We start from the raw sequence: 23,812 nt of genomic DNA on the forward strand, positions 1-23,812 counted from the left end.
TATATGAAAACCGTTCACTGTCTTGGTTGTCTATTATTCCTATTCTGTAAATTATTGTGGGCAGTCCCACAATTTACTGATACCGCTCAGGTCATGCGACATTATGATTACCGAGCAGGGTTAAGCCAAGTGACTGTTATGGCACTGGCACAAGACCAGTTTGGTTATATATGGATCGGAACTCAAGCTGGACTCAATCGTTTTGATGGGCACGAATTTAAAACATTTGCATCACAGCAGCAAAACGTAAAAAGCTTGGCTGGTGGTTTTATTACTGAATTATGTGTTAGTAATGATAAAGTGTGGGTGGGAACGAGTACAGGTCTAAGTGTTTATCATACTGTTGAAGGACGGTTTACGTCTTTATTGGCCAGCGAGTTTCCGGTTATTGGATCTGACCGAGTAAATTGGATTGATTGTAAAGGTGAGCATGTTGTTGTTTCTACCGAGGATAATACTTCTTATGAAGTTGATAAAGCGACGTTGGTACCCCAAGCTTTAAAAATAGAAGGTAGTTACATAAGAAATGTAGTGCAACGGGGTGACAATTATTTCTACCTGAGCAATGAAGGGTTTATGGTTTATCATAAACAGGCACAAACTTCAGTACAACTGCTCTCCGGTGAGTTTAAGCATATGATTTACCAAGGTCAACGCGCTATGTTGATCAGTAAGTCAGACCGTCTGATAAGTTATGATACTTTGTATCAACGGGTTTTATGGTCGCGTAATTTTGATGCGGTGCAGAACATCACACTTCATAGTTTAGCCATCACTGGCAACGAATTATTAGTTGCCAGTGACAACGGTGTATACCTACTTGATTTACAGGGTAAGTTGTTAAATCACTGGTATAAACGTGACCGACAACATGAAGGTCTTCAGGACAATAATATTCTCACCGTTATGAGGGACAAAAACCAAGATCTGTGGATTGGCACTGAAACGCGTGGTCTGCACTTTTTTAGCCAGTTAAGTGAATCATTTGGCCATGTCAGTGAGTACAATTACCCCAGTGCGCCAATCAAGTCAGCTGATATTCGTAATTTTGCCATAGACCGTAATGATCGAATTTGGTTAGCAACATCTAATGGTGTTCATATATTTGATGGTAAGGGGTTTAATGGCGCACATGAGCTATATCCATTATTAAAGGTACTTGACGGAAGCTTTGTCACGCGGATACTTTTTGATGACGATCACCTTTGGGCCACTACTCGGGGTAACGGTGTGGTGTCGTTTAATTTGAAAACAAAGAAATTACTTCACTTAAAACCCGATATAGGCAATGGACCAGAACTGAGTTTTAATGATGTGTTTTTGTTTAAAAATAGAGTTCTAGTTAGTTCTAGAACCATGGGGGCAATGTATTTTGATGCGACATCCGAGACTCTAAAGTCACTATATACAAATGAGCAGAACGCGCCTAGTCATGTATCATCAATGTCAGTGGTTAATGGAGAGCTGTGGTTCGGATCAATTGGCAATGGACTGTATCGAGATATTGATGGGAAACTGGAGAATCTGACAACAGCAGAAGGATTAGTATCAGATCTAGTATTTATGCTTGAACAAGACCAGTATGGTCGGGTGTGGGTTGCCAGTGAGTCAGGCCTATCATTGGTGACAAAAGAGTTTACTGTTGAGCGTGTTTTTACTCAGCAAAGTGGTTTAGCAAATAACGCAATTTGGGGTCTTGTATTCGATAATCTAAATCATTTATGGGTAGGCAGTAGTGGGGGGTTAAGTCAGATCAACACCAATAACTTTGAAATTTATAACTTCTCTCCGGTAGATGGCGTTCAAGGCAATGAATTTAATTATAACGCTGCGTGGTTGGCACCTGATGGACGTGTTTTTATTGGTGGTGCGATGGGCTTTAATCAATTTTATCCACAAAAGCTTCGTTTAGATAACTCAGCTAGTCCGTTGCTGATTAGTCATATTGAGCTGTTAGGTAAGAGCTTAACACCAAGTGATGAAGGGCTTTTAAAAACAGCACCAGAATTGGCTGAATCATTGTTATTGAAATATGATCAAGATATTGTCTCGTTACAATACTCCAGTTTAGATTATGGCTCGGAGCAACAGCAATTCTATTATCGAGTGATTGGGTTGAGTGATAAATGGCTTAAGCTGGCAAAAGGGGTTCGTCAAGTCAATTTATTACGCTTAGATCCAGGGAGCTATATTATTGAGTCATATACAATTAATCGTTTTAATGTGCAGTCACCTATACATCGTTTTGAGCTTAAAATAGATGCGCCATGGTGGTGGGATATATATGCGAAGACATTATATGTATTGACCTTACTTGCGTTAATTATCTTGATAGTAAGGATAAGGCAGAAGCGGTATAGGCAGGTCGTGGCCGATAATCAGAAAATGAGTGAATTACGGCAACGGTTAGAGTTGTCGCTATGGGCAAGTGGTGATGAGTTGTGGGATTGGCATTTAGATCAACAGACGATATATAGACACTGTGTTTCACCTCGAGTGGATTATGGGAAAGCTGAGAATCACATGCAGCTGGACGATTTTATACAGTTTGTTCACCCAAAAGATAATATTTTATTAGAAGATAAAGTAGAAGCTTGTATTCGTGGAAACGTTGAAAGCTATGAAATCGCAATACGAGTAAAAGACTTAAGTGGTCAATGGGCATGGGTTTTAGATCGGGGAAAAGTGGTTGATAGAGACGAAAGTGGTAAAGCCATTCGAATTGCTGGGGCATTGAAAGATATTACCGAACTCAAAACACACCAAAATGCGTTACAACTGCTTAATGAGCAACTTGAAATTAAAGTAGAAATGCGTACAAATGAACTTTATAAACAGAATCAAATGCTCGAGCAGGCAATGTTAACACTGAAACAAACTCAACAAGAGCTTATCGAAAGTGAAAAAATGGCATCACTCGGTGGGCTTGTGGCCGGAGTAGCGCATGAGATTAACACGCCTTTGGGCGTCGCACTAACCGCGATGACATATAATCAAGAGTGTTTGCAAGTAGTTGAAAAGAAATTAGCAGATAAAACTTTGAAACAAAATGATTTAGTTAAAGCGATTGCAGAGCAAACGCAAGGGTACCAGCTCATTCTGAGGAACTTAGATAGGGCGCAAAACTTAATAGGTAACTTTAAGCAAGTAGCAGTTGACCAATCTAGTGAAACGTCTCGTCAAATCAACCTTAAAGAATATGTCGAAGATGTATTTCATTCTTTAGAACCATTGATAAAGGGCAAGGAGATCACTATCCATGTATCAGGAAGTGACACTGTGATATTAACAACCTATCCAGGGGCGATTTATCAAATATTAACTAACTTACTCAATAATTCAGTACTGCATGGCTTTGAAAAACGTGGTAATGGAGAGGTGTTAGTGACGGTTGCAGTTGATGAGAGTAGTTGGTATGTCAATTATACGGATGATGGTGTAGGAATGAATGAGGAGATGTTAAAAACCATTTTTGACCCCTTTGTGACTTCTAAGCGTAGCCAGGGAGGCTGTGGGCTGGGGATGCACATTGTTTATAATTTAGTGACGCAGCTATTAAAAGGGGAAATTAAGTGTTTCTCAGAAGAAGGAAAAGGTATTGCTGTGAAGCTAAAAATACCAATCGACAGTGTAAAAGAAATGGCCTCTTAATTGGCCATTTCTCAATTTGGCTATTTTTACATTACACGCATGCCAGGTTCTGAACCGTCGTCTGGGCTTAATATGTAAATTTCTTTACCACCTGGTCCTGCAGCTAAGACCATACCTTCTGACATCCCAAAGCGCATTTTACGAGGCTTCAGGTTAGCAACCATCACTGTTAGTTTACCTTCAATATCTTCAGGTGCGTACGCCGACTTGATCCCGGCAAAGACTTGTCTTGTTTCTCCCCCTAAATCAAGGGTGAGTTTGAGTAGTTTGTCAGCGCCTTCAACATGCTCAGCTTTAGCTATTTTGGCAACTCGCAGGTCAACCTTGGCAAAGTCATTGAATTCAATCTCTTCGGCAATTGGTTCTTTCGCAAGTGGGCTACTTGGATCAATTGTTGCTTGGGTTGTCGCAACCAAACTTTCCTTTGACTCATCTAGCATTGTATTGACTTTATCCATATCAACACGTTGCATTAGTGCTTTAAATTTATTGATCGGGTGATCAGATAATAGTTCTTGTGCACTGTCCCATGTCAATTCTGTATTTAGGAACTGTTCCACATTACTAGCCATAGCAGGTAATACTGGCTTCAAATACGTCATTAGGATCTTGAATAAATTTAAACCCAAAGAACACACTTGGTGTGCTTGTTCATGAGTTTCTTCGTTCTTGATCAGTACCCATGGTGCTTGTGCATCTATAAATTGATTTGCTTTGTCTGCAAGTGCCATTATTTCACGAATGGCTCTACTGTACTCACGTTGTTCATAATGCTCTGCAATAACGCTAGCGGCTGTTTGGAATTCTGTAATGAGTTCTGGCTCAAGTATTGTGTCAGAGATTTTTCCATCAAACTTTTTAGTTATAAACCCAGCACAACGAGAGGCTATGTTAACAACTTTACCAACTAGGTCTGAGTTAACACGTTGTGCAAAATCCTCTAAATTTAGGTCTAAATCAGTGATCCCCCCATTGAGTTTTGCTGCAAAGTAATAACGCAAGAATTCAGGGTCTAAATGCTCAAGGTAGGTACGAGCTTTGATAAATGTGCCTTTAGACTTAGACATTTTGGCACCGTTGACTGTAACAAAACCGTGCGCGAATACATTCGTTGGTTTCCGGAATTCTGCAGCATCTAACATAGCAGGCCAAAATAAGCTGTGGAAATAGATGATATCCTTGCCAATAAAGTGATAAAGCTCGGCATTTGAATTCTCAGACCAGAAATCATTAAAATTGATGCCTTTTTTATCGCATAGATTTTTAAAGCTCGCCATGTAGCCAATTGGTGCATCTAACCAAACGTAAAAGTATTTTCCAGGAGCACCTGGGATCTCGAAACCAAAGTAAGGCGCATCTCGACTGATATCCCATTGCTGAAGACCATCAGCAAACCATTCGTCAAGCTTATTAGCCATTTCAGTTTGAATTGAACCAGAATGTAACCATTCTTTTAGCATGCCTTCGAATGCAGGCAAATCGAAGAAAAAGTGCTCTGAGTCTTTTAAGATAGGGACAGCGCCAGACATTGCAGAGCGCGGCTCTTTTAATTCTGTTGGGCTATATGTCGCACCACATGCATCGCAACTGTCACCATTTTGCTCTGTTGCGTCACATGTAGGGCATGTACCAGTCACAAAACGATCAGGTAGAAAGATGTTTTTCTCAGGATCAAACAGCTGTGAAATTGTCCGTTTTTTAATATGCCCTTTGTCATTTAGGCGGTTATAAATCAGTTCGCTCAGTTCTTTATTTTCATCGCTATGCGTACTGTGATAGTTATCAAATTCAATATTGAAGTCAGCGAAATCTCGTTGGCGTTCTATGCTGACATTTTTCACCATTTCCTCTGGCGAGATCCCTTGCTTTTGGGCATTGAGCATAATAGGAGTACCGTGTGCGTCATCAGCACATACATAATACGCTTCGTGACCACGTAGTTTTTGAAAGCGTGACCAAATATCCGTTTGTATATACTCAAGCATGTGGCCTAAGTGTGTTGGGCCATTGGCATAAGGTAAAGCACTGGTGATGAGAATTTTTCTCTTAGTCATAACGGTTCCGTGAATTTTGAGCGGTTCTGTTTAAGAAACAGCCAACCCTCTAAGTTTTAGTTTACAATTGCCAGTTGGTAGCCATGTAAAGCATTAATAGACTGGTTTTAATGGGTTGAATGTTACATAATTCCGAAGCCTTTTTCATCACTCGAGTACGTTTTATTTTTATGTTTGGCATCAATAAACTATTTAAGAAAGATAATTCCGATGAATCGCGGTTATTTACTTTACTTGAAGGCTATAAAAGTGGCGTATTTCCGCTTGGTATTGAGCATGAATGGGTGGAGCGTTATACTGACAAACCAGACGTCTTAGATATTACGTTGTCGGTCCCATTTGCAGTGCAAAGTGCGAACACTGCATTAGCTACTTATTTAAGCGAGCACTTAGATAAGCGCGTCACGGTTACAATTAATGTACACTTACCTGAGCAGTTTAAATATAGAAAAATAAAACACATCGTCTTGGTGGCGTCAGGGAAAGGCGGGGTTGGTAAGTCAACAACCGCGGCATTTTTAGCTCAAGCGCTCGTTTCAGAGGGGGCGAATGTTGGTGTATTAGATGCGGATATATATGGGCCTTCTATTCCGTCTATTTTTGGTGTGAAAAATGAGAAGCCGTCTTCAAAAGATAATAAAACCCTCAACCCTATCGTAAAAGATGCAATAAAAATTCAATCGATCGGTTTTTTAGTACCGGCTGAAAACGCCACGGTTTGGCGAGGGCCGATGGCATCACAAGCATTAAATCAGTTACTGAATGAAACCGATTGGGGTAATTTAGACTATTTAATTGTTGATATGCCGCCAGGCACTGGCGATATACAATTAACAATGACACAGAAAGTGCCAGCAAGCGGTGCCCTGATTGTTACTACACCACAAGATTTAGCTTTGGCAGATGCGCAAAAAGGTATCGCTATGTTCAATCAAGTTAATTTACCTATTTTAGGTCTGATTGAAAATATGAGCCATTTTTTATGTACTCATTGTGGACAAAAAAATCATATTTTTGGTGAGCATGGTGGCGCAGAGTTAGCGAGTCGTCATGGTGTTCCTTTACTGGCTGAAGTGCCACTGAATGTTGCAATTCGTGAAACGTCAGAGCTAGGTGGAAATATTTCAACGCTGCCAGCAAATCAAGCAAGCAATTATACTGCGTGCGCTCAACTTGTTAGCAGCATACTGCATTATCAAACGCAAGCGACTTCAACGGTCGATATTGTAATAACGGATGACTAATCAATGAGATTATCAGATACGCATATAAAACAAGCGATAGAACAACAGCGCATTATTATTGACCCGTCTCCTGAAGACGGAATGATTTCAGGTATTACGCTGGATTTACGATTGGGGAATAAGTTTAGAGTTTTTCAAGATCACGCTGCACCATATGTTGATTTGAGCGGACCAAAAGACCAGCTTAATGCTGCAATGGAGTCGATCATGAGCGATGAAATTGTACTTGAAGAAAATGAAGCGTTTTTTTTGCATCCCGGTCAATTGGCATTGGCTATTACGTTTGAGTCGGTTACATTGCCAGCGGACCTTGTTGGTTGGTTAGACGGTCGATCTTCATTGGCACGATTGGGTTTAATGGTTCATGTTACAGCTCATAGAATTGATCCTGGATGGTCAGGGAACATTGTATTAGAATTTTATAACTCAGGTAAGCTACCTTTAGCATTAAGGCCTAATATGAAAATTGGTGCACTGAGTTTTGAAACGATGAGCAGTGAAGCCGCAACGCCATATAATGCGAGAAAAGATGCGAAATACAAAGGGCAAAATAGCGCTGTAGCAAGCCGCATTAGTGATGACAATAAAGCCTAGCTTTTAGGCGTCTCAGAAGACAGTGTAAAATATATGAATATTTTAATTCATAACTGGCAATACTGAGTAAAGTTTACATACTTAAATATTGATTGAACGAGGCTGTTGCATGCCTCGGCATCAAGGAGATGGTATGTGGGTATGTAAAAAGGCATTACATGCAATAGCTCTGATATTGATAACACACTTGTTTAGCAACTATTTACAGGCTGCTCAGGTGTTTAATGATACCAGCAATGAAGTCACAATTAATGAGATCATTTATGGGGAAGGACTGTTTTCTGCTGTAAATATCAATCAAGCGATTGCAGAAAAAGCAATCTCGACGTGGCTGAAAGTGGATATTCCAGCCGAGGACAGCAATGTCATTAGAGAAGAAATCCTCACTATTTATAAACCTGTTGAAACCCTGCTTGACCTGTATGTTGTTGAGGGAGCTCGAGTTGTTCAAGCAGTCAACCTACCTATAGATAACGCGGTACTCCCCCGTTTACAAAGTATTTACCCTCATATTAAGTATACGACTTCTAACACACCGCAACAGATTTATATTCGAATTAGAGCGCCCTTCAACACTAAGATAGAGCATCAAAGACTCTCCGTGAGAGACTTTTCTGAGCAAGCACAAGCACGGTTATTTTGGTATGGTCTAGAGCTAGGTTTGCTCTACTTTGTTGCGTTGTTTATCGTACTGATTGCAATATTTAGCGCTAGAAAGTACTTATCATATTTAGGTGGCTATTTATTGTTACTGGCGCTGCAATGCAGTGCAAACAATGGCAGTATTTATTACTACTTACCACAAAGCATCGCAAGGTGGGTCACGCATCATTGTAGTGCGCTTGTGGTGTTAGGTTTAGCTGCGTGTTTGTTGTTCCACTATAGCTTTTTTAAAATAGATAAGCATGTAAAACAATTAAAATTGCCGACTTTAATACTGACTGGCTTGTTGGTATTTATGGCTGTGTTATCGATTGGAATGGGGTCTTCGATTGCAGTGCAGGTTCAAGCGTTGAGTGTTTTAACGACATTGGGGCTTGGGGTCGGTATGTGTAGTTATCTAAAAAAGGAGCATGCGCGAGAAATATGGGTCGTCATACTTGCATGGCTCCCGATGTTTATTTTAGCGTTTACCTGGGTCAGTATGCAAATGGGGATATTTATTAATAGCGCACTAGTGAGCGCCAGTAAATTAGCTGTTATCTTCCATGTTACTCTACTGGGGTTCCTTATCTACTTGCGTGATAAAAGACAAAGAGACGCATTTGTATTTTATACGATTCATGACAAAGATACGGGGTTACCCAACAGGCTTGCATTAAGTCGCGAGTTGAGCAAGCTTGCAGCAGGCCACAAACACCACACATTGCTTTTGTTTAAGCCGTTGGTGCTTAATAGTATTCGCCTAAATTATGGCATGGACTATGCCGATAGGCATTTAAAAAACCTCTTTGAGCAATTAAATTTGCAGCTAGACACATATGGTAACTCAACGATCAGTACCAAGCGCAACGATAAACATACGGACATTTATCGACTCGATGAGTCGGTTTTTGCAGTGATTCTAGTCGGAAAACTGTCGTTGTCTCAAGTTGAACAATATGTGTGTTTGTTATCGTCAGTATTTGAAGAAGGTATTGAGCTGAAAGGGCACCAGCTCGTTGATAAAATAGAAATTGGCGTAGCACATTCTCCGGTGCATGCAAAAAGCGCTGAGAAATTAGTACAACGCGCTAGGCTAGCATTGGCAACAAAATGTGCAAGTAGTGAGCGTTGGCAGTTGTTTGATGTCGCAAACTCGGTTGTTTCTGAGCGAAGGCTGAAGGTTACATCGGCTTTGAAAACGGCGCTGGATAAGGGGGAGTTTGCGTTATATATGCAGCCTCAAATTAATTTAACGACTGGTAAGGTACACGGATGTGAAGGGTTACTCAGGTGGAGCCATCCAGATTTAGGTCAAGTACCTCCAGATGAGTTTATTCCGATAGCGGAATCGTCAGGGATGATATATTCAGTAACTGAATGGGTTATTGAGCAAGGCTTACGATACCAAAAGCAAATAGTAGAGCAATTCCCTAGCCATGTTTTATCGCTGAATATATCAGGGAAGGATTTATCAAAAAGAGAACTCACGGTGCAATTGATCACGTTGATTAATGAGTTAAATCTTAATCCACGGCAAATTATATTAGAGATCACGGAATCAGTCACAATAGGCAAAGAAGCAAACTTAAAAGAGGTGGTTGATGATTACCGCAGGATAGGGATCAAGGTGGCGATAGATGACTTTGGTACCGGGTATTCATCTTTGGCTTATCTAAGTCAATTAGGATTTGATGAATTGAAAATAGATAAGCAGTTTGTTATGAATATTGAAACTTCTCGAAGTAATCAAACCATATGTAAAGCAACGTGTGATATGGCACATAGTTTGGGGTCAAAAGTGGTAGCAGAAGGCATAGAAAGCTTAGCTAGCTATACTCGGCTGCAGGGTTATGGGTGTGACTTTGGTCAAGGGTATTTTATTTCAAAGCCGTTAGCGATGAGTGATTACTTGGTCTGGCTAACTAAAGCGAATCGAGTTACTGATGTAAAGCAACACCTAGCGCGTTAAAGTAGCGGAATATAGAGTGCGACAATTTAGCTCGAAGAGTAGGGCACGGAAAGCCACCAAGACTTGCAAGCTCACTGTTTTTGACACCGCTGACTAAAAATTCGTTGTGTATTTTTGAGTTAAAAGCGATACATGCCTCAAACGCTCTTGCTGTAAGCTCTTGTGGTTTGCTGAAATAAAGTTGTTGGTATTGCTTATCTAATTCGACTGCTCGGACGAAAAATATACTGGGGTTTACACCACTTTGATCTAGCATACATGCTTTATAAAAGTCATTTAATAGATTGTTCAAAGGGTGAGGCGTCATGTTTGCGCTATGTAACCAGTAGCTTGATGCAAATCCATGTGCAGAGCTGTTATTAAAGAGGCGCTTGCAGATATAGTGGTCAAATGCGTGCCACCATTCATGTGCGATCGCGCCAGCCCCCGCATTTTTTGCCAACGCTAATGTACGTGAGCCGCTATCATAGTGAGCTTGAACACCCAGTTGACCACCTGTACCAAATGAAAAGTTGAGTGTTCCCCGCAACCCAATAACATAAGGAGGAATGTTAAGGATTTGTGCCAAATCTGCAAATGCATCATAGACTAAATTTGCACTCGCTAATCGTTCAGGTTTGGTTACCCATTGGCCAATTGAGATTGTGCACAACCCAAAAGTATCACGCACTTCGTCAAAATCAACTTGATCATCAAAGCGATAGTCAGGACCTTGACGATTAAACTTTTGCATAACTCGGGAAACTCTCATCATGAATAGCGTGCTTTTACGTGTGGGGGCATATATTTTGTTTGCTGTTCAATCATACCCTGTAACAAATTAAGCAATGGTTGGGAGTTAACATGTTCATGGCAAGTAAGAAAAAGGCCAACTGCTTCCAATGTTGATAAGCTGTATGATTGTTCTGCTTTTCTTATTGAGTATTGATTTTTTGGTAATTGCTTGAAACTGACAAACTTGAGTGCATGCAGCCATGAGTTAAGCGCGAGTATTTTATTGGTTTTTTTCCATGTTCCATCAATAACTAATAGGGTATCAATTTCAATACCTGATTGGGGAATATCCTCAACGGCTATGGATTCTTGCCCTGGGTATAATAATGCACACGATGACAAATTTAACTGCGTTTGTAATTGTGCAAAGTCTTGATTGGACTCCCCCACAAAAATCTCAATATTGTCCAATTGTAAATTCAATAAGCGAACCGTGTTTTTTGCAAGATCGGCTTCATCGGGGTGTTGCAAAATAATGATTCTGGTTCTATTTTTAATTGGGTCTTGAAGGTATTTGCAAACACAAGTGGTAGTCGGGTATGTACAGTTTGAGCATTGTGAGCGTTTCATGGGTTACTCGTGGATTTAAAACCTAGACAAATAGTACCATATATCGTGAATTGTTTTGCTAATAGTGTCTGAATTGACTAGCATTACAAGTATGAAACAAAGCGAAGGGATTGTTATGAATGTAACCATTAATGAAGATGCTTTAGAAGGTATGCAATCACTTTTAGGCGATCAATTTGAAGATACGCTTATTTTTTGTTGTGATGAATTTGAAAGACTCGAAAATGAATTAAGAATGTCGCTGAATGCAAATAATCAAGATGCAATCCGTCACGCACATAGCTTAAAGTCAAACGCGGCACAGTTTGGAGCAATGAGCTTGAGTAATGCTGCGCGTGCGATAGAGCAAGGCTTGATAAATGAAGATAATGAGTCAGTTCAAGAGAACGTTGCATGCTTATCCGGTCAAGTGGCAGGGTCAAAAGCTCAGCTGTTACAGTGGTTGTCATCTAAAGCGTCTCTTTAATTATATCTTAAGAAAAACCTCTTAAAAATCGTTTTCCCCCTCTAGTTTTTAGGATGCTTTGTAAGCTATTCTAGGGTCGAGAGGGAGATGAAAATGTCTAAACTAACAAAAAGTAATAAATTAAATGGGGTGTACTACGACATTCGTGGTCCTGTGCTTGATCAAGCGAAAAAAATGGAAGACGAAGGTCAAAAGGTCTTAAAATTGAATATTGGTAACCCAGCCGTATTTGGTTTTGATATGCCAGAAGACATGCATCGAGATATCATCCGAAACCTACATTTAGCGCAAGGTTATTGTGATTCAAAAGGGTTATATTCAGCTCGGGTAGCAATTTATCAGCATTACCAGCAAAAAAACTTACCGAATATTGATGTAGACAATATATATATTGGTAATGGGGTGAGTGAGTTAATTCAAATGACCACTCAGGCATTGCTTGATAGCGGTGATGAAGTTTTAATACCGGCTCCAGATTACCCCTTATGGACAGCGTCAGTAAAGCTGGCAGGCGGAACGCCAGTCCATTATTTGTGTGATGAAGAGCAAGACTGGTTTCCTGATTTGGCAGATATTCGAGCCAAAATTACAACGAAAACAAAAGCGTTGGTATTGATAAACCCAAATAACCCCACTGGTGCAGTGTATGATCGAACACTGTTACAAGGTCTTATTGATATTGCTCGAGAGCATAAGTTGTTGTTATTGAGTGATGAAATTTATGAAAAAATTATTTACGATGGTTTAGAGCATACGTCTATTGGAGCGATGTGTGATGATTTACCTGTTATCACATTTAACGGCTTAGCAAAATCGTATCGAGCCGCCGGTTTGCGGATGGGGTGGATGGTTTTAAGTGGTAGAATAAGTGCTATGACTGATTTGATCACCGGGTTTAATATGTTGGCTTCTATGCGTTTATGCGCAAATGTGCCCGCGCAATTTGCTATTCAACAAGCATTGGGTGGTATTCAGTCAATTGATAATTTGATTCTACCAGGTGGAAGGCTTTACGAGCAACGTAATATCGTAACTGAAGGCCTTAATGCAATTGATGGGATCACCTGTGTTAAGCCTAAAGGAGCATTATACGCTTTTCCGAAGATAGACATGGCTAAATTTAATGTTGTGAATGACGAGCAGATGATGCTTGACTTATTAAGCCAAGAGAAAATTATGTTGGTCCCTGGGCGTGCATTTAATTGGCCACAGCCAGATCACTTTAGACTGGTTTTTCTACCTCATAAAGATGAATTAGAACCAGCAATGCAGAGAATTAAGCATTTCTTTGATGGATACCAGCAAGTGTAAATTACGTTGGGAATGAAAGCGGGCTAAGTCCCGCTTTTTTATTATGCTAAAACGTCGGTAAGTGTTTGTTTACTGATAATATGGACTACAACCAATAGGATTGAGCAAAAAGTTTGTTTTTATGAAGTATTTTATTTTGGTACTGGCCCTCGTATGTTTTGCTCTTAACTCTTTAATTGCCCGCTATGTTTTTAATGAAGACTTGTTAGATGAAGTGACGTTTACGGTGATTCGTTTATGTAGTGGTGCTTTTGTGCTGGTATTATTTCTGTTACTTTCCAAGCAAAAAAATAGAGCATTATCACAGTGCGGAAGTTGGTATGGGGCAATTGCGCTGCTAGTCTATTTAATTGGTTTTAGTTTTGCTTATACAGCGCTAGATGCGGGCTTTGGTGCTTTGATATTATTTGTGGTGGTAACATTCACTATGGTAATAGGGGGCATTATTCAGGGGCAAAAATTATCACTACTACAGTGGGGTGCATTAAGCGTCGCATTATTGAGCTTAGCATATTTACTCAACCCTTCCGTGTCACATCCTAATTGGTATGCAGTGTTGGCGATGGGGTTAAGTGGCATTGGTTGGGGGGCATATAGTCTGCAGGGTACCAAATTAAAATTAGAAGGGCAGAGCCCCATTCAAAGTACTGCAGGATGCTTTCTTAGAGCCATGGTGTTTGTGCCTGCTATATTTCCGTTTATCTCTGCGATTCAATTTTCATGGTATGGTGTTGTTATCGCTATAATCTGTGGTGCGATAACATCAGGTGTTGGCTATGTTTTATGGTATCAAAGCTTGTTTTGGTTGCAGGTAGATAAAGCGGCTACTATGCAGTTAAGTGTACCTGTGATCACGTTAATCTCTGGTGTGCTATTTTTAGGCGAGTCAGTCAATGTCATCCAATGTATATGTGCGGTATTAATTGTATTATCTATTGGCTTTTACTTGAAACAAAAAAGTCGTCTAGGGTGAGCACGTATTGTTTATATATTGGGAATGTAATTGTGAAATGTTTGCTAGAATAGTTTGTTTTCCTGCAACGTCAAATAGCTGTATCGCACTTTGAAGATTATCTACATTTTGCGCCTGAGAAATGTATGAGGAGGTTTTTATATGGCTAATATGCCAAGGTTCAGCAGCAACACCACCGTTAAAGCGTGCATATGGCCGGTAAAACCCAAATTTCGCTAAATAACTGTCTAGCCAACAGTTGAAGTCATAAAAAGGACCTCCTTTCGCATACTCCCAAGGTTCAAGTTGTAATTTTTGGTTGTCTGGAAGGCTGTTTATCGCATATATGTCTAGGTCTGTACCAAAGTGGTGCCGACTCCCCCCAGGTAATGCAGAAAACAGCATGATCGCATGGCACTTTTCTAAATCGTCAAACCCAGATAGGTTCACTGGGGCATTTTGTTTATTTAAAACGGTGCGTTTACCTAGAAACTTACTGTTCCAAATAAGCATCTGTCGCTCAAAGTTTCGATAGCCCGATGCAATTGAAAGTGTGAACCCAGCGTCTTTTGCATGCTGGGTTAAGCATACTAAATCATCAATAATATCTCGGTGCAATAATTGCCCTTGATACTCACACAAGTGAGTTTGTGTGAGCCCACAGGCGATACTGGCTAAGTGTTCATCCATCATTAGGTCAGCAGCTTTTCTAAAATTCGTTCATAAATCAGGGCTAAATTATCAAGATCTGTTGTACTTACACATTCATTTACTTGATGGATTGTTGCGTTAATAGGCCCTAGCTCTATGACTTTACAGCCTGTTTGGGCAATAAATCGACCATCAGATGTGCCACCTGACGTTTCGGGAGTACTCTCAACACCCGTTACGTCTTTGATTGCAGCTAAGGTTACGTCTAATAAAGGCCCAGGTTCGGTTAAGAATGGTAATCCATTTAGTATCCATTCAATGTCATAGTCTAGCTCGAATTGACTTAACAAATGATGAACTCGAGTTTTGAGTTCGTCTGCAGAGACCTCAGTGCTAAAACGAAAGTTAAATTGAACATATGCATCAGCGGGGATAACATTACCAGCTCCGGTTCCCCCTTTGATATTGGATATTTGCAAGCTGGTGGCAGGGAAATAATCATTTCCAGCATCCCAAACTTCCTCAGTTAACCGACTAATAAAAGGAGCGACTTTATGGATCGGGTTTATTGCCAAATGAGGGTATGCAACATGGCCTTGTTTTCCTTTAATTGTTAGGTGAGCAGTTAAGGATCCCCGTCGGCCATTTTTGACGACATCACCGAGTTCATTACGAGAAGAAGGCTCTCCTACTAGGCACATATCAATTTTTTCACCTCGGGCCTCAAGTAAGTCCACAACTTTGGTTGTACCGTTAATAAACGGACCTTCTTCATCAGAGGTAACTAAAAATGAAATAGAGCCTTTGTGATCTGGGTATTTTTTTATAAATTGCTCTGTTGCGATTATCATGGCAGCAAGGGAGCCTTTCATGTCTGCGGCACCACGACCATGGAGCATCCCATCTTTCACTACACCGGAAAACGGGGGGTAGTGCCATGCTTTTTCGTCACCTACAGGGACTACGTCGGTATGTCCTGCGAAGCAAAAATGGGGGGATGTTTGGCCTTTTCTTGCCCAAGTATTCAATGTGTCTACAAAGAAGTGTTCTTCAATGTTAAAGCCAATATTGCTCAGACGTTTGTTCATTAATGATTGGCAGTTGGCATCTTCGGGGGTAATCGACTCACGCTGTATTAGCGTTTGCGCGAGCTGTACCACGGAACTCAGGCGTGTATCACTCATTAACTAAAAATCTCATTATATTGCGGTGCTTTGAAACCTAAATGAAATGCTTCATTATGTACGATAATAGGGCGTTTTATCATTGCAGGTGAGTCGAGTAAATGCTGCTTAGCAGAGGATTCATTTAATGCTTGTTTTTGCTCATCAGTCAATGATCGATAAGTTGTACCGCGCTTATTTAGCACATTTTCCCATCCGAGTTGAGCGAAGAATTGATCAATTAACTCGGGTGATACGCCATCTTTACGGTAATCGTGAAAGGTGAATTCAACATTGTTATCATTAAGGTATTTTTTAGCTTTTTTTATTGTGTCGCAGTTAGGGATACCGTACATGATGGTCATAAATTGGCCTCATTTGAAATTTGTTCAAGTTTTAGTGAGTGTGATGAGAGGATCTTGTCCCGCACTCACTTGTTTCAATGGATGATAGCATGGTCCGAGTTTTTCTGCATTGATGAGCACCAAAGAGCCCATTGTAGGGGCCACCGAGCTGGGAATATCAAAATAGGCCAAAATTTCTCCTTGTTGTATATCGGTTTTACCAAATGTATTAGCCGTTTGATATTGGGCACTCGAATATTCAGCGGGGATCAGTATGTTGACGAGCACTTTTAGGCCATTTTGTGCAGTAATAATATATTCTGTTCCATGACGATTAATTTGCTCAATGGTTCCGTGTACAGGTGACACTACTTTACAGCTACTCAATTGCACGCAAACACCTCTACCAAGCATCCCTTGAGAAAATAAAGGCTCAGGGTGTGAGCTCAGAGGTAAAACCTTGCCACTGAACGGGCTTGCAAGGTGCATGAACGGGTTTGGTATTGCATTGATAGGAGTGTAAGTGATGACAGGGGAGAATTGCATTTAAAGCACCATATAGCCGTCTTTTTTTAAGGCATGAATAGCAACATCAATTTGCTGCTCTTTAACTAAAATGAAATCAGTATCATAGGTGGACATCGCAAAAATAGAAATATTTGCATTAGCAAGTACCCCGGAAATATCAGCCATGATCCCCGTGAGAGAAAAGCCTAATGGGCCAACAACTTCTAATGCTCGCCAGTGCTTCTCTGCCGAAAAACTACGCAGCTTTATATCACTAGGACAGACAATTGATAACTCTTCATCGGTTTTGGCAATAAAAAAAATACTTGCATTTAAAACCGTTGTGGGGATTGTATCATCACAGTCTAAGCTATGAATGGTAAAGTCTTGGTTGAGCAACTGTAAGGTTTGCTTTGACATCCCGTAAGCTCTATAAAAACTAATTAAGTTAATAGTATAGCCAAGCGATAAAAATTAAAACCTTTTTAACACTTGGCTAAAACAACTCAGCTTTGTGAGCTAGCGTCTATGATTTGCTGTGCTTGAATAGCTGTGAGTGCAATTGTATAAACAATATCATCCACTAACGCACCACGACTTAAATCATTAACCGGTTTGCGCATCCCTTGTAGCATAGGACCAATACTGATTAAATCAGCACTTCTTTGTACCGCTTTATAGGTAGTGTTACCGGTATTTAAATCAGGGAATACAAATACAGTGGCTTTTCCCGCAACCTTGCTATTCGGGGCTTTTTTCTTCGCAACATTCTCCATAATTGCTGCGTCATATTGTAGCGGTCCATCAATATCTAAATCTGGACGTTTTTGCTGAGCGAGTTCGGTGGCTTCGCGCACTTTATCAACGTCAGCACCATGCCCAGAAGTACCCGTGCTATAACTTATCATAGCAACACGCGGTTCAATGCCAAATGCAGCGGCAGAATCTGCAGACTGAATCGCGATATCTGCTAATTGCTCAGCGGTTGGATCTGGGTTAATAGCGCAATCACCATAGACGAGTACTTGATCTGGCAACAACATGAAAAAGACAGAACTCACTAAAGATGAGCCTGGTGCTGTTTTAATGAGCTGTAATGACGGACGTATGGTGTTTGCTGTTGTATTAACGGCGCCTGAGACAAGCCCATCAACTTGAGACTGTGCAAGCATCATGGTACCGAGTACTACATTATCTTGTAGTTGCTCCTCAGCAACAACCTCTGTTAGCCCTTTATTTTTACGTAACTCCACCATAGGCACAATGTAATTGCTTATCTCATTATGAGGTTCACAGATTGTAACATTTTCGTTTAGTTCAACGCCTTGTTGTAAGGCAATACGCTCAATTTCTTCTCTATCACCCAATAAAACAGTTTTCGCTATACCACGTTCACCACAAATTGCGGCTGCCTTAATTGTCCTTGGTTCGTTACCTTCAGGTAGGACAATGGTTTTATCTGCTTTACGAGCAAGATCTGTTAATAAATAACGAAAAGCAGGAGGGGATAGTTTTCGTGTTTTCGCTACCCCTTGCGCTAGGCTATCTAGCCACTCTGAATCGATGTGGTTAGCATTATGTTGTTTAACCTTATCAATACGTTGCTCATCATCACTTGGTACTTCCATATTAAAGTTATGCAGTAGTAATGAAGTGCGCCATGTATCAGCATCTGTTGCAAGGATCGGCAATCCTGTTTCCATTGCTTGTTCACATAAACTCATAATGCGAGGTTCAGGTTTGAATCCACCAGTCAGTAAAATTGCGCCTAACTTGGTACCATTCATTGCAGATAGACAAGCTGCAACCAGAATGTCAGAGCGATCACCTGGCGTTACTAACAGCGCGCCAGGGGTAAAGTGATTGAGAATGTTTGATACTGTTCGGGCACAAAATGTCACACGGCGAAGGCGTCTGTGCGCCATATCTCCTGCATTCATTATTTCAGCATTTAAATAGTTACTTAAATCAATAACGCGTGGTGCAACCAAATCAAAATCCCACGGAATGGTTGCGAGCAGCTTAAATGGATGTTTTCTAAAGATGGGCAGAGAGGCCAGCCTATTTATTTCGTTTTCTAACTCTTCTGGCTTATGTTGATCGACAAGGTCGGCACGTGCACGGCCTTCTTCATCTAGGGGCGCATTTACTTTATTAAAAATACAGCCCAAAACACGACTGTGGTCGACACCTCCATAATTACCCGCCGCAATCTCGAGCCTATCTTCTAGTTGGCTGTTATTGTCATTGCCAGGTGTGAGCACAAATACGATGTCAGCCCCCAGCGTTTGTGCAATCTCACGGTTTACCCGACCCGCATAGGGCTGTAGGCGAGTTGGCACCATGCCTTCGATAATTGCAACTTCATCATCAGAAATGGCACTTTCAAAGCGCTCAACTATTTCTTCAAGTAAATCATCCCCTTTACCATCACCTATCATTTGTTCAGCATAGCTTAGCGCGAATGGAGTTGGTGGTTGTATGGTTGATCCTTGTTGAACTATGACCGTTGATTTCTCTGGGCCTTCATCGTCTTTACGTGGCTGTGCAATTGGTTTAAAAAAATTGACTTTAACAGTTTTTTGTTCAAGTGCACGTACTAGACCAACAGAGATAGACGTTAGACCAACACCCGTTGAGATAGGGATGAGCATAATACGACGACCCATATTATTGCTCCTGAGCGATTGTTGCAGCATCGGTTGCAATTACCCACTCTTCATTAGTGGGGATCACAATGGCGCATGGTTGAATTTGAGAGGTGATAACGCCTTGATTACCAAAACGGGCAGCAAGATTTTTGTCTGTATCAATATTTAACCCTAAGAATGCGAGCATATTAACGACTTTACTTCGGATAACATCTGAATTTTCACCGATACCGCCAGTAAAAATGAGTGCGTCAAGTCCACCTAAAGGGACGACGAATGCGGCAATTTGTTTTGCAAGTCGATAACAAAAAATGTCCAGAGCTAGGGTTGCTTGTGGGTGTCCCTGCGCTGCGGCTTCTTCAATTGCACGACAATCATTTGATAACTCACTGATGCCTAATAAGCCGCTTTTCTTGTTCAGTAGTTCATCGACGGCGCTGGCCGTGTAATTTAGCTGATTAACTAAAAATGAAAATAACCCTGGGTCAATGTCACCGCTACGTGTGCCCATGACTAAACCCTCTAAAGGTGTAAGGCCCATACTGGTGTCTACAGATTTTCCATTTTTAATGGCTGCTACTGAACAACCATTCCCTAAGTGCGCGCTAATAACGCGAGATTGATCATGAGATAGACCTAATATTTTATGTGCCTGGGTCGATACATAGTAATGACTGGTTCCATGAAACCCATAACGGCGAATACCATGTTCGGTGTATAAAGCATAAGGTATCGCATACAAGAATGCGTGTTTGTCCATGGTTTGATGGAAAGCGGTATCGAATACCGCGATTTGCGGTAGGTTTTCAAAAGCATGTTGTGCTGCGGTAATACCGAGCAAGTTTGCTGGGTTATGTAGGGGGGCGAGTACACTTGTTTGTTTGATCGCATCAATCACGTTATCATTGATGAGTACTGATTTCGTAAAGTGTTCGCCACCGTGTACAACTCGGTGACCAACAGCGATAAGGTTCTGCGCTAAATCGAGTTGCTTGACTAGCTTGACAAGTTGCTTGATAGCAACTTGGTGTGCATCACCTGCGTTTAAGTCAATGCATTGTTTGCTGCCATTGTGTTTATACTTAATCAGTGGGGCTTGTTCAGCGAGGCGCTCGGCTAAACCGGATAACGCCTCAGCGCCAGAGTTGATATCGATAATGGCAAACTTAAGGCTAGAACTACCACAGTTTAGAACCAGAACATGCGAAGATGACATAATGACTTTCCGTTTTTGACAAGAACAGTAAACGCGTATTAAGCTAATAGTGAGGTTGCACTACAGCTACACGTTAGACAAAGGTATAATTGACTTATTAAGACTATAATTTTACCTGATTATTTACTTAAAAGTTAGCACCTAGGAGTTATGATGCAAAAAAGTCTTATTTCACAAGTGCAGCTTGGACGCCAATATGCCAAAGAATGGCCTATGCGAAAAGAACTCGCGCCAATGTTTGCTGAGTTTAGAGTAATAAAAGCCACTGAACTAGGGTTAACAGTGATGCCGATGCTGGCTATTTTTACGGTGTTTTTTCAAACCAGCCAGTTAGGTATGGAATATCTACCACAAGCAATTACGATTGCATTGTTTTTCTTGTCGTTACCTGTCCAAGGGTTGTTGTGGCTTGGTAAACGAGCTGAAACATCATTAAACCCCTCACTGGCTTCTTGGTATAACGAGCTTTATCATAAAATGGTGGCGAACGGGTATGACACTCCGCTAGCTTCTAGTAAACCGAAATATAGAGAATTAGCAAAACTATTGGCAGATATGTTTAATAAAATGGACAAAGCATTTACGAAAGAACAGTTTTAGTAAAATTAATACGGTGTGCGAGAAAATATTGACTCGCACACTATTTAGTTAAACAACAGCCGGAGAAAATTCACTAATATAGAATGATAAGGTAACCCTGTGAGATGACTTTTTATGAAGTGCTTCGTAATGAGATGGTTTAAACTTCCATGCAAAAGGTGTCATCATAATTAAATGCGCTATCGTTTTGGTCGGAATATCTTGCTGAACTTCTAATAGAGTTTGTGAGCGATACTCAAAGCCTGCTGGGCATTCAATGGCTTCGTGCAAATTGACTTCTTCATAAATACAATTTTTTAATTCAAATAAATGCTTTGGACCTGGGCTAACGATAATAACCTTGCCGTTACTATCACACAATCGGTGTAATTCATCCGAAAAGACCGGGGCAAAGATACTGACCAAAACATCTGCAGACTGGGCCTTAAATGGTGCTTGTTTAATCGATGCAACACTGAAATTAACATTCTTGTAGCGTTTGGCCGCGTATTTTATAGCTGACTTAGAAATATCAACACCATAAACCTGTGCTGTTGCAGATAGGTGCTGAGTAAAAGCTTGGGTATAAAACCCTTCACCACAACCCAAGTCGATCACGGTATTTGGGTTTGCTGCAATGACCCTTTGCGCAATTTCTTGACGCAAAAAATCATAATGATCGGTCGCGAAAAATGCACGTCTTGCTTGCACCATTTCTAAGTTATCACCGGGTTGCTTGGATTTTTTATTTTGCACAGGTAATAAATTGACATAACCTTCTTTAGCAAAGTCGAATTGGTGAAGGCTGTCACATTGTAAACTTTGGTCGTTTGTTTTAAGCGGCTTACTGCAAAGTGGGCAGTGATACATCAAAGTCATTTATCTAAATATTCCTGATCATAAAAGGTTTTCACCCATTCAGGGCGATAAGTTATTAATAAAGTAATGGCCATACCATTTAGCATGGCTTCGGGAAACCACATTAGCACTGAAAAGAACAAATAATTGTCACACAGTGTTTGCCAAGGGTATATATCTTGGGACCAAAAATAGCTGCTAGTCACTAAAATCTTAGTTGCAGCTACCAATCCTGCGCATATGAACGCACATACAAAAATGTAGACAAAAAAATGTCTAGGCAAGAAATTGTAACACAATACAAATAGTGCATAGCTTAAATAAATTGGGAGTAATGCTGTGAAAAGCAGGAAGTGCGCAAAATCATTGACTGATAAAGATGTAAAGTACAGTAACAAACAAGCACCCACTAATGCACTCAAGCAGGCTAATCTCCAGCCCATAACGAGGGTGACGGCAGTAACGCCCAAAATGTGAATGTCAAGATAAGGCAAAATACCTGCTTTGATTTGCCATAATGCGGCAAATATCACCGCACATGCAAAAACCCCGGTTTGACGAGCGGGGTTTTTGAACAGGGCAATACACTCTACTTTATTTATGCTCAGCAGAAATAATGCCGTAACGATGAGATATTCGAGCATGTATTAGCAGTCGAAATCAGCCCAAATAGGGGCGTGATCTGATGGTTTTTCAATGCCCCTCAACTCATAATCAATCGCACTGATAGTACAGTGCGGCATTAATGATTCAGTTGCTAAAATGACATCTATTCTTAAGCCTCTATTATCGACAAACCCTTTTGAACGATAGTCAAACCAGGAATATAGATCACTGGCGTCCGGTGTTAGGGTTCTAAAAGTGTCTTTTAACCCCCAATCCATTAAGGTACTTAACCATTGACGTTCTTCAGGTTGGAAGGAGCACTTACCTGTTTTTAACCAACGTTTTTTGTTCGGTTCACCAATGCCAATGTCTAAATCAGTGGGAGAAATATTGATGTCTCCCATGATAATTAAATGTTCTTTTGGGTCGCAATATTCTTGCAAATGAGTCATTAAATCAGCATAAAACTGACGTTTATACGGGAACTTTGTCTCATGACTTATATTATCCCCTTGCGGAAAGTAGCCATTCATTATTACGACTTCTTCACCCGCTGCATTTTCGAATGTCCCACTGATCATTCTCTTTTGTGCATCTTCTGGATCAGTTGCAAATCCTTTTTGAATACTTTTAGCTGGCTTTTTCGACATTAAAGCTACACCGTAGTGTGCTTTTTGTCCGTGGAAGTATACGTTGTAACCCATGGCTTCAACATCTTCAATCGGGAATGCTTCGTCATGTACTTTGATTTCCTGCAATCCGATGACATCAGGTTGGTGTTTATCGATGATGGCTTGTAATTGATGTAGACGAGCCCTTAGGCCGTTGATGTTAAAAGAAATGACTTTCATATATTGATCGATTATTTCGCTATGGTCAGGTGAAGGATAGTTTATCATTTAATTTCATAACTGGCATGATCTAGATATAAAAACCAAAGGTTAATTTTTGATCGATTTATGTATAAATGTATGTAAATGTTACAGTGGGCGAGAGAAAAAATCACA

General features: G+C 40.6%; 21 protein-coding genes. 8 read left to right on the top strand and 13 right to left on the bottom strand.

The features are described from left to right. The first annotated feature begins 3 nt into the window (after window positions 1-3). The gene (locus J8M01_RS05695; protein WP_211057317.1) at window positions 4-3,651 is read left to right on the top strand and encodes a two-component regulator propeller domain-containing protein; all 3,648 of its coding nucleotides are present in this window, start codon (window positions 4-6) and stop codon (window positions 3,649-3,651) included. Window positions 3,652-3,677: 26 nt separating this feature from the next. On the opposite strand, the gene metG is transcribed toward J8M01_RS05695, so the two are convergent. After that, window positions 3,678-5,705 carry a methionine--tRNA ligase gene (metG, locus tag J8M01_RS05700; protein WP_211057318.1) on the bottom strand — a complete coding sequence of 676 codons (2,028 nt, stop codon included), beginning with the start codon at window positions 5,703-5,705 and terminating at the stop codon, window positions 3,678-3,680. Between the two features lie 170 nt (window positions 5,706-5,875). Here metG and J8M01_RS05705 point away from each other — a divergent pair, with 170 nt between their 5' ends. From J8M01_RS05705 to J8M01_RS05715, 3 genes are all read left to right on the top strand, one after another. Then, entirely contained in the window at window positions 5,876-6,949 is a 1,074-nt protein-coding gene (locus J8M01_RS05705) for an Mrp/NBP35 family ATP-binding protein (protein ID WP_211057356.1), read from the top strand. 3 nt (window positions 6,950-6,952) lie between these two features. Beyond that, window positions 6,953-7,543, top strand: coding sequence for a dCTP deaminase (gene dcd / locus J8M01_RS05710; protein WP_211057319.1), 591 nt, complete (start codon window positions 6,953-6,955; stop codon window positions 7,541-7,543). A gap of 109 nt (window positions 7,544-7,652) precedes the next feature. Beyond that, a complete protein-coding gene (locus J8M01_RS05715; protein WP_192507106.1) occupies window positions 7,653-10,157 on the top strand; it encodes an EAL domain-containing protein in 2,505 nt (834 codons plus the stop codon). Here J8M01_RS05715 and J8M01_RS05720 read toward each other — a convergent pair. Together J8M01_RS05720 and J8M01_RS05725 are read right to left on the bottom strand one after the other, a co-directional pair. Beyond that, the gene (locus J8M01_RS05720; protein ID WP_210997014.1) at window positions 10,126-10,908 is read right to left on the bottom strand and encodes a CLCA_X family protein; all 783 of its coding nucleotides are present in this window, start codon (window positions 10,906-10,908) and stop codon (window positions 10,126-10,128) included. The two genes, J8M01_RS05715 and J8M01_RS05720, sit on opposite strands and share 32 nt — an antisense overlap. Beyond that, the gene (locus J8M01_RS05725; RefSeq protein ID WP_211057320.1) at window positions 10,908-11,501 is read right to left on the bottom strand and encodes a tRNA-uridine aminocarboxypropyltransferase; all 594 of its coding nucleotides are present in this window, start codon (window positions 11,499-11,501) and stop codon (window positions 10,908-10,910) included. Before J8M01_RS05725 ends, J8M01_RS05720 begins: the two co-directional genes overlap by 1 nt. Window positions 11,502-11,616: 115 nt before the next feature. Here J8M01_RS05725 and J8M01_RS05730 point away from each other — a divergent pair, with 115 nt between their 5' ends. From J8M01_RS05730 to J8M01_RS05740, 3 genes are all read left to right on the top strand, one after another. Beyond that, window positions 11,617-11,967, top strand: a complete 351-nt coding sequence (locus J8M01_RS05730) for an Hpt domain-containing protein (RefSeq protein ID WP_211057357.1) — start codon at window positions 11,617-11,619, stop codon at window positions 11,965-11,967. Between the two features lie 93 nt (window positions 11,968-12,060). Next, window positions 12,061-13,278 (top strand): pyridoxal phosphate-dependent aminotransferase, encoded by a 1,218-nt coding sequence (locus J8M01_RS05735; RefSeq protein ID WP_210996972.1) that lies wholly within the window; start codon window positions 12,061-12,063, stop codon window positions 13,276-13,278. A 121-nt stretch (window positions 13,279-13,399) separates the two neighbouring features. Continuing rightward, complete coding sequence (locus J8M01_RS05740) at window positions 13,400-14,251, top strand: DMT family transporter (protein WP_211057321.1); 852 nt, start codon at window positions 13,400-13,402, stop codon at window positions 14,249-14,251. Here the strand turns inward: J8M01_RS05740 and J8M01_RS05745 are convergent. From J8M01_RS05745 to J8M01_RS05775, 7 genes are all read right to left on the bottom strand, one after another. Then, window positions 14,243-14,923, bottom strand: coding sequence for a M15 family metallopeptidase (locus tag J8M01_RS05745; RefSeq protein WP_211057322.1), 681 nt, complete (start codon window positions 14,921-14,923; stop codon window positions 14,243-14,245). The genes J8M01_RS05740 and J8M01_RS05745 overlap by 9 nt on opposite strands. Next, window positions 14,923-16,065, bottom strand: coding sequence for a succinyl-diaminopimelate desuccinylase (dapE, locus tag J8M01_RS05750; protein WP_210996969.1), 1,143 nt, complete (start codon window positions 16,063-16,065; stop codon window positions 14,923-14,925). Before dapE ends, J8M01_RS05745 begins: the two co-directional genes overlap by 1 nt. Further along, on the bottom strand, window positions 16,065-16,409 hold the full coding sequence (locus J8M01_RS05755) for an ArsC family reductase (protein WP_211057323.1): 345 nt from the start codon (window positions 16,407-16,409) through the stop codon (window positions 16,065-16,067). The genes dapE and J8M01_RS05755 overlap by 1 nt, the downstream gene beginning before the upstream one ends. A 24-nt stretch (window positions 16,410-16,433) precedes the next feature. Beyond that, the gene (locus tag J8M01_RS05760; protein WP_211057324.1) at window positions 16,434-16,934 is read right to left on the bottom strand and encodes a PTS glucose transporter subunit IIA; all 501 of its coding nucleotides are present in this window, start codon (window positions 16,932-16,934) and stop codon (window positions 16,434-16,436) included. Beyond that, window positions 16,935-17,315 carry an ACT domain-containing protein gene (locus J8M01_RS05765; RefSeq protein WP_210996966.1) on the bottom strand — a complete coding sequence of 127 codons (381 nt, stop codon included), beginning with the start codon at window positions 17,313-17,315 and terminating at the stop codon, window positions 16,935-16,937. A gap of 86 nt (window positions 17,316-17,401) precedes the next feature. Continuing rightward, on the bottom strand, window positions 17,402-19,564 hold the full coding sequence (gene pta / locus J8M01_RS05770; RefSeq protein WP_210996965.1) for a phosphate acetyltransferase: 2,163 nt from the start codon (window positions 19,562-19,564) through the stop codon (window positions 17,402-17,404). A gap of 1 nt (window position 19,565) precedes the next feature. After that, on the bottom strand, window positions 19,566-20,762 hold the full coding sequence (locus tag J8M01_RS05775; RefSeq protein ID WP_192507116.1) for an acetate kinase: 1,197 nt from the start codon (window positions 20,760-20,762) through the stop codon (window positions 19,566-19,568). A 153-nt stretch (window positions 20,763-20,915) separates the two neighbouring features. Here J8M01_RS05775 and yfbV point away from each other — a divergent pair, with 153 nt between their 5' ends. Then, window positions 20,916-21,362: a terminus macrodomain insulation protein YfbV gene (gene yfbV / locus J8M01_RS05780; RefSeq protein ID WP_210997013.1), complete on the top strand. Its 447-nt coding sequence runs from the start codon at window positions 20,916-20,918 to the stop codon at window positions 21,360-21,362. A gap of 48 nt (window positions 21,363-21,410) precedes the next feature. On the opposite strand, the gene rlmA is transcribed toward yfbV, so the two are convergent. From rlmA to xthA, 3 genes are read right to left on the bottom strand one after another with little or no spacing between them, the layout of a single operon-like run. Further along, entirely contained in the window at window positions 21,411-22,220 is an 810-nt protein-coding gene (gene rlmA / locus J8M01_RS05785; protein WP_211057325.1) for a 23S rRNA (guanine(745)-N(1))-methyltransferase, read from the bottom strand. Beyond that, entirely contained in the window at window positions 22,217-22,843 is a 627-nt protein-coding gene (locus tag J8M01_RS05790; RefSeq protein WP_211057326.1) for an energy-coupling factor ABC transporter permease, read from the bottom strand. The genes rlmA and J8M01_RS05790 overlap by 4 nt, the downstream gene beginning before the upstream one ends. Window positions 22,844-22,846: 3 nt before the next feature. Then, window positions 22,847-23,656 (bottom strand): exodeoxyribonuclease III, encoded by an 810-nt coding sequence (xthA, locus tag J8M01_RS05795; protein WP_211057327.1) that lies wholly within the window; start codon window positions 23,654-23,656, stop codon window positions 22,847-22,849. Between the last annotated feature and the right edge of the window lie 156 nt (window positions 23,657-23,812).

It is taken from the genome of Pseudoalteromonas sp. MMG005, from assembly GCF_018101015.1.
Taxonomy (GTDB): domain Bacteria; phylum Pseudomonadota; class Gammaproteobacteria; order Enterobacterales; family Alteromonadaceae; genus Pseudoalteromonas; species Pseudoalteromonas aurantia.